Source organism: Pseudomonas sp. NFIX10 (genome assembly GCF_900111955.1).
GTDB classification, from domain to species: domain Bacteria; phylum Pseudomonadota; class Gammaproteobacteria; order Pseudomonadales; family Pseudomonadaceae; genus Aquipseudomonas; species Aquipseudomonas fluorescens_AA.
Genome location: NZ_FOKH01000045.1, coordinates 40,973 through 47,176, shown reverse-complemented (window position 1 = coordinate 47,176; position 6,204 = coordinate 40,973). Strand labels below are relative to the sequence as shown.

Annotated in this window: 4 protein-coding genes; 2 read left to right on the top strand and 2 right to left on the bottom strand. The window is 61.8% G+C overall.

Going from position 1 to position 6,204, the window contains the following annotated elements; all coding sequences use genetic code 11:
- Positions 1 to 448: 448 nt before the first annotated feature.
- On the bottom strand, positions 449 to 1,639 hold the full coding sequence (metK, locus tag BM321_RS28110) for a methionine adenosyltransferase (protein ID WP_092446220.1): 1,191 nt from the start codon (positions 1,637 to 1,639) through the stop codon (positions 449 to 451).
- 19 nt (positions 1,640 to 1,658) lie between these two features.
- Complete coding sequence (locus BM321_RS28105) at positions 1,659 to 2,654, bottom strand: ArsR/SmtB family transcription factor (RefSeq protein WP_092446218.1); 996 nt, start codon at positions 2,652 to 2,654, stop codon at positions 1,659 to 1,661.
- A 331-nt stretch (positions 2,655 to 2,985) separates the two neighbouring features.
- Between BM321_RS28105 and tkt the strand changes: the two genes are divergently transcribed.
- Both tkt and epd read left to right on the top strand, forming a co-directional pair.
- Positions 2,986 to 4,983, top strand: a complete 1,998-nt coding sequence (tkt, locus tag BM321_RS28100; protein ID WP_092446216.1) for a transketolase — start codon at positions 2,986 to 2,988, stop codon at positions 4,981 to 4,983.
- Positions 4,984 to 5,133: 150 nt separating this feature from the next.
- Entirely contained in the window at positions 5,134 to 6,189 is a 1,056-nt protein-coding gene (gene epd / locus BM321_RS28095; RefSeq protein ID WP_092446215.1) for an erythrose-4-phosphate dehydrogenase, read from the top strand.
- The last annotated feature ends 15 nt before the right edge of the window (positions 6,190 to 6,204 follow it).

Below are 6,204 nucleotides of genomic sequence, written 5' to 3'. Positions count from 1 at the left end.
AGACGTCATGTTTGGTATCGGCCCAATCAATTCCGATATAAGCAGTGAATTTCTGAGACAAGAGCGTTTGCATTGCACACCTCCACAGACGCTAAAGTACATGCAGGAACATGCATGCTTGCGTCCAGCGAAGGCGATATAGAGAGCCGTGCCCGGCTTTCCCTGAGTGTTCGTTAGAGGGCGCAAGCGCACCTGCTGGGCTCGAAGGTGAAGCAGTAATCATCGAGATGCGTTGCAGCCCTATTCGTAGCTCGCAGGTGCATGTTCCTTCCTCGCGACAACCGGACTCCAGCGAGTATCAGTATGGGGGAGCAAGGAACGGACTACCTATATCGCAGCCCAACGGGGATAAATCCCCTCGCCACAGAAGCGGTGCCTGACTTTAATTTTTTAATAAAAAAAGCCCCTGGCGACCCAGTCGCCAGGGGCTTTTCCTTACACGCGGGTGTTACAGGCCGGCAGCGGCGCGCAGGGAGTCCGCGCGGTCGGTTTTTTCCCAGGTGAACGTGGTGAAGGTATCGCCAGCGACGGTCTTGGTCTCTGGCGTACGACCGAAGTGACCGTAGGCGGCGGTGTCCTGGTACATCGGGTGCAGCAGGTCGAGCATGGTGGTGATGGCGTATGGACGCAGGTCGAACACTTCGCGGACCAGGTTGATGATCTTGTCATCGCCGATCTTGCCGGTGCCGAAGGTATTCAGCGAGATCGACGTAGGCTGGGCGACGCCAATGGCGTAGGACACCTGGATCTCGCAGCGCTCGGCCAGGCCGGCGGCCACGATGTTCTTGGCGACATAACGACCGGCGTAGGCGGCCGAACGGTCAACCTTCGATGGGTCCTTGCCGGAGAACGCGCCACCGCCGTGACGGGCCATGCCGCCATAGCTGTCGACGATGATCTTGCGACCGGTCAGGCCGCAGTCGCCCACCGGGCCGCCGATGATGAACTGGCCGGTCGGGTTGATGTGGAACTGGGTGTCCTTGGACAGCAACTCGGCAGGCAGCACGTGCTTGACGATCAACTCCATCACGCCTTCGCGCAGGTCTTTGTAGGACACCTCAGGGTTGTGCTGGGTCGACAGGACGACGGCGTCGATACCGACCACCTTGCCGCCTTCGTAGCGGCAGGTCACCTGGGACTTGGCGTCCGGGCGCAGCCAAGGCAGCAGGCCGGATTTACGGGCCTCGGCCTGGCGTTGAACCAACTGGTGCGAGAAGGTGATCGGGGCCGGCATCAGCACGTCGGTCTCGTTGCTGGCGTAGCCGAACATCAGGCCCTGGTCGCCTGCGCCCTGGTCTTCAGGCTTGGCCCGGTCAACGCCCTGGTTGATGTCCGGGGACTGCTTGCCAATGATGTTCATCACGCCGCAGGTCGCGCCGTCGAAGCCGACGTCGGAGCTGTTGTAGCCGATGCCCAGGATGACGTCGCGAACGATCTGTTCCAGGTCGACCCAGGCCGACGTGGTGACTTCGCCAGCGATGATCGCCACGCCCGTTTTCACCAGAGTCTCGCACGCCACCCGGGCGAACTTGTCTTCAGCAATAATGGCGTCCAGCACCGCATCAGAAATCTGGTCGGCGATTTTGTCCGGATGCCCTTCAGACACGGACTCGGAGGTGAAAAGGGAGTATTCGCTCATCTCGATGTTTTCCTACACGTTACCGTTGGTGAGTGTCGCCAGTGGGTCGCTGAAAGTGGCGAACCTGGATCTGGAAACCATTACGTAAGCCTACATAGAGGCTTTCCCCGGGCACGAGGCCCGCTGCGGTGGCCCAGCGGGCCAGGTCGTCCTGTTCAAAGCCGAGCCAGAGGTCGCCACAGGCTTCCCTGGCCCAGCTCTGGTTGTGGCTGCATAACTCGGTCACCAGCAGGCTGCCGCCCGGTTGCAGCAGGCGGGCCATGTGCTTGAGTGCATCGGCCGGCGCGGCGAAATGATGCAGCACCATGTTCAATACCACGCAGTCGGCCTGCAGGCTCATGCCGTCCAGTGCATCGGCCAGTTGCAGGCGTACATTAGCCAGGGCCTCGCGCTCACACACCTGGCGCGCCAGTTCGAGCATGGCCGGGCTGTTGTCCAGCGCCGTCACCTGGCTGAAGCGCCGCGCCAGCTCTGGCAGAAAGGCGCCATCGCCGGGGCCGACTTCGATCGCCGTGGCCGCAGGCTCGAAGCTCAATTTGTCGAGCAGCGCCACCACGCTTTCACGGTATTGCGGCAAGCCGGCGATCAGGTCTTGCTGGGCGCGAAATTTTTCGGCGACCCGTGCGAAGAAGTCCTGGCTGGCGGCCGCCCGTTGTCCGTGAACCTGGGCGATGCGAGCCTGTACGTCGGTCGGCAGGCTCAGTGCGTCCACTTCGTCCAGCAGCGCTGCGTGCAGTTTGCCGCCCAGCAGGTCGGGGTGGGGCAGGGCGCGGCGATAGAAAATGGCGTTGCCTTCCCGGCGGGTCGCCACCAGGTCGGCCTGGGCCAGGACCTTGAGGTGGTGACTCATGCCGGACTGGCCGATGCCGAAGATCTGCGCCAGTTCCAGCACGCCGAACGAATCGTTGGCCAGGGCGCGCAATACATTGAGCCGCAACGGATCGCCGCCGGCCTTGCAAAGGGCCGCCAGCTCATCGCAGTCGTCTTGGCGAATGGAGGGCGCGGGCAGGTTCATATAGTGGCGCAGTCTGTTTCATTTTAGTGGCGCGGTCCGTCCCCAGGGAGGGCGGTCTAGTTGAGGGCAGTCTAGAGAGGGGTTTGGATCCTCGCAAGTTCAATATCAAAAAGTTTTGATATTGGATGATAAATGGCACTTCCCGATCCGTGCTTGACTCTACAGGTCATCAGCGGAAAGGTTTCACCCGGCGAATGCGACTTTATCCACCGGAAAAACGCTCAAGGATGACTATCTGTCATTGCCCCGGGGCGGGTGGGTGAGGGAAAATGCTCGCCTTTTTCAGTTTCGTTTTATTCATTCTCGATTCAATACCCGCAGGAGAACAGCGATGCCCAGCCGTCGTGAGCGTGCCAATGCCATTCGTGCCCTCAGCATGGATGCCGTGCAGAAAGCCAACAGCGGCCATCCCGGTGCCCCCATGGGTATGGCGGATATCGCCGAGGTGCTTTGGCGCGACTACCTCAAGCACAGCCCGAGCAACCCCTCGTTCGTCGACCGTGACCGCTTCGTGCTGTCCAACGGCCACGGCTCGATGTTGATCTACTCGCTGCTGCACCTGACCGGCTATGACCTGTCGATCGATGACCTGAAGAACTTCCGTCAGTTGCACAGCCGCACCCCGGGCCACCCGGAATATGGCTACACCCCAGGCGTGGAAACCACCACCGGCCCGTTGGGCCAGGGCCTGGCCAACGCGGTGGGCTTTGCCCTCGCCGAGAAAGTCCTGGCGGCGCAGTTCAACCGCCCAGGTCATAACGTCGTCGACCACCACACCTACGTATTCCTGGGCGATGGCTGCATGATGGAAGGCATTTCCCATGAAGTTGCCTCCCTGGCCGGCACTCTGGGCCTGGACAAGCTGATCGCGTTCTACGACGACAACGGCATCTCCATCGACGGCGAAGTCGAAGGCTGGTTCACCGATGACACCCCCAAGCGCTTCGAAGCCTACAACTGGCTGGTGATCCGCAACGTCGACGGTCACGACCCGGAAGAGATCAAGACCGCCATCGAGACCGCTCGCAAAAGCGCCCAGCCGACCCTGATCTGCTGCAAGACCACCATCGGTTTCGGCTCGCCGAACAAGCAAGGCAAGGAAGACTGCCACGGCGCGCCGTTGGGGGCCGAGGAAATCGCCCTGACCCGTGCCGCGCTGAAGTGGAACCATGGCCCGTTCGAAATTCCGGCTGACATCTACGCCGAATGGGATGCCAAGGAAAAGGGCCGTGCGCTCGAAGCCGAGTGGGACCAGCGCTTCGCTGCCTATTCCGCCGAATTCCCCGAGCTGGCAAACGAGCTGGTGCGTCGCCTCAGCGGCGAGCTGCCGGCCGACTTCGCCGAAAAAGCCTCGGCGTACATCGCTGAAGTCGCCGCCAAGGGCGAAACCATCGCCAGCCGCAAGGCCAGCCAGAACACCCTGAACGCCTTCGGCCCATTGCTGCCTGAATTGCTGGGCGGTTCGGCCGACCTGGCCGGTTCCAACCTGACCCTGTGGAAAGGCTGCAAGGGCGTCAGCGCCGAAGACGCCAGCGGCAACTACATGTACTACGGCGTTCGCGAGTTCGGCATGAGCGCAATCATGAACGGCGTCGCGCTGCACGGCGGCCTGGTGCCTTACGGCGCCACCTTCCTGATGTTCATGGAATATGCCCGCAACGCTGTGCGCATGTCGGCGCTGATGAAAAAACGCATTCTGTATGTGTTCACCCACGACTCCATCGGCCTGGGCGAAGACGGCCCGACGCACCAGCCGATCGAGCAACTGGCGAGCCTGCGTTGCACGCCGAACCTGGACACCTGGCGTCCGTGCGATGCGGTGGAGTCGGCGGTGGCCTGGAAATACGCCATCGAGCGTAACGACGGCCCATCGGCGCTGATCTTCTCCCGTCAGAACCTGCAGCACCAGAACCGCGATGCCGACCAGATCGGCGACATCACGCGCGGCGGCTACGTGCTCAAGGACTGCATCGGCGAGCCGGAACTGATCCTGATCGCCACCGGCTCCGAAGTCGGCCTGGCCGTCCAGGCCTACGACAAGCTGACCGAGCAGGGCCGCAACGTACGCGTCGTGTCCATGCCGTGCACCAGCGTGTTCGATGCCCAGGATGCCGGCTACAAGCAGGCGGTATTGCCGCTGCAAGTCAGCGCGCGGATCGCCATCGAGGCTGCCCATGCCGATTACTGGTACAAGTACGTGGGCCTGGAAGGCCGCGTGATCGGCATGACCACCTACGGCGAATCGGCGCCTGCGCCGGCGCTGTTCGAGGAGTTCGGCTTCACCCTGGAAAACATCCTGGGGCAGGCTGAAGAGCTGCTGGAAGACTGATCCGAAAGTTGCATCGTCGGGCTGACGCCATCGCGAGCAAGCTCGCTCCCACAAGGTTCTCCACCGATCCTGTGGGAGCGAGCTTGCTCGCGATAGCGCAGGCTCAGGCAATACTGAACTGCAGGATTCACCACGGTAATCGAGAACCCCATGCCCCAACCGCGTCCCTACAAAGTTGCACTCAACGGCTACGGCCGGATAGGTCGTTGCGTCTTGCGTGCATTGTTCGAGCGAGGAGCCAAGGCTGGGTTCGAGATTGTGGCCATCAACGATCTGGCCGACATGGCCAGCATCGAATACCTGACACGCTTTGACTCCACCCACGGCCGGTTTCCCGGCGAAGTGCGGGTCGAGGGCGATTGTCTGCTTATCAATGGCGACTGCGTGAAAGTGCTGCGCAGTGCCACCCCCGAAGGCATCGATTGGGCGTCCCTGGATGTCGATCTGGTGCTCGAGTGTTCCGGTGCCTACCACACCCGCGAAGATGGCCAGCGTTTTCTCGCGGCCGGCGCGCCGCGAGTGCTGTTCTCCCAGCCGATGGCCAGCGAAGCGGATGTCGACGCCACCATCGTCTACGGCGTGAACCAGGATTGCCTGACCGGCGAAGAGCTGCTGGTGTCCAACGCGTCCTGCACCACCAACTGCGGCGTGCCGCTGTTGCGCCTGCTGGACCAGGCCATTGGTCTGGAATACGTGTCGATCACCACGATCCACTCGGCAATGAACGACCAGCCCGTGATCGACGCCTACCATCATGAAGACTTGCGCCGCACCCGTTCGGCGTTCCAATCGGTGATTCCGGTGTCCACTGGTCTGGCGCGCGGCATCGAACGCCTGCTGCCGGAACTTGCCGGGCGAATTCAGGCCAAAGCCGTGCGGGTGCCGACGGTCAACGTGTCCTGCCTCGACATCACGATGCAGACCGTGAGCGATACCGACGCCACCGAGGTCAACCGGATCCTGCGCGAAGCCGCCACCAGTGGCCCGCTCAAAGGCCTCCTGGCTTACACCGAGTTACCTCACGCCAGTTGTGATTTTAACCATGACCCTCATTCGGCCATTGTCGATGCCAGCCAGACCCGTGTTTCCGGGCCGCGGCTTGTGAACATCCTGGCCTGGTTCGACAACGAATGGGGGTTTGCCAACCGAATGCTGGACGTTGCCGAGCATTACCTGCAAACCGCTTCGAAAAAACCTGCTCTCTAAACAGTTACCCAGGAA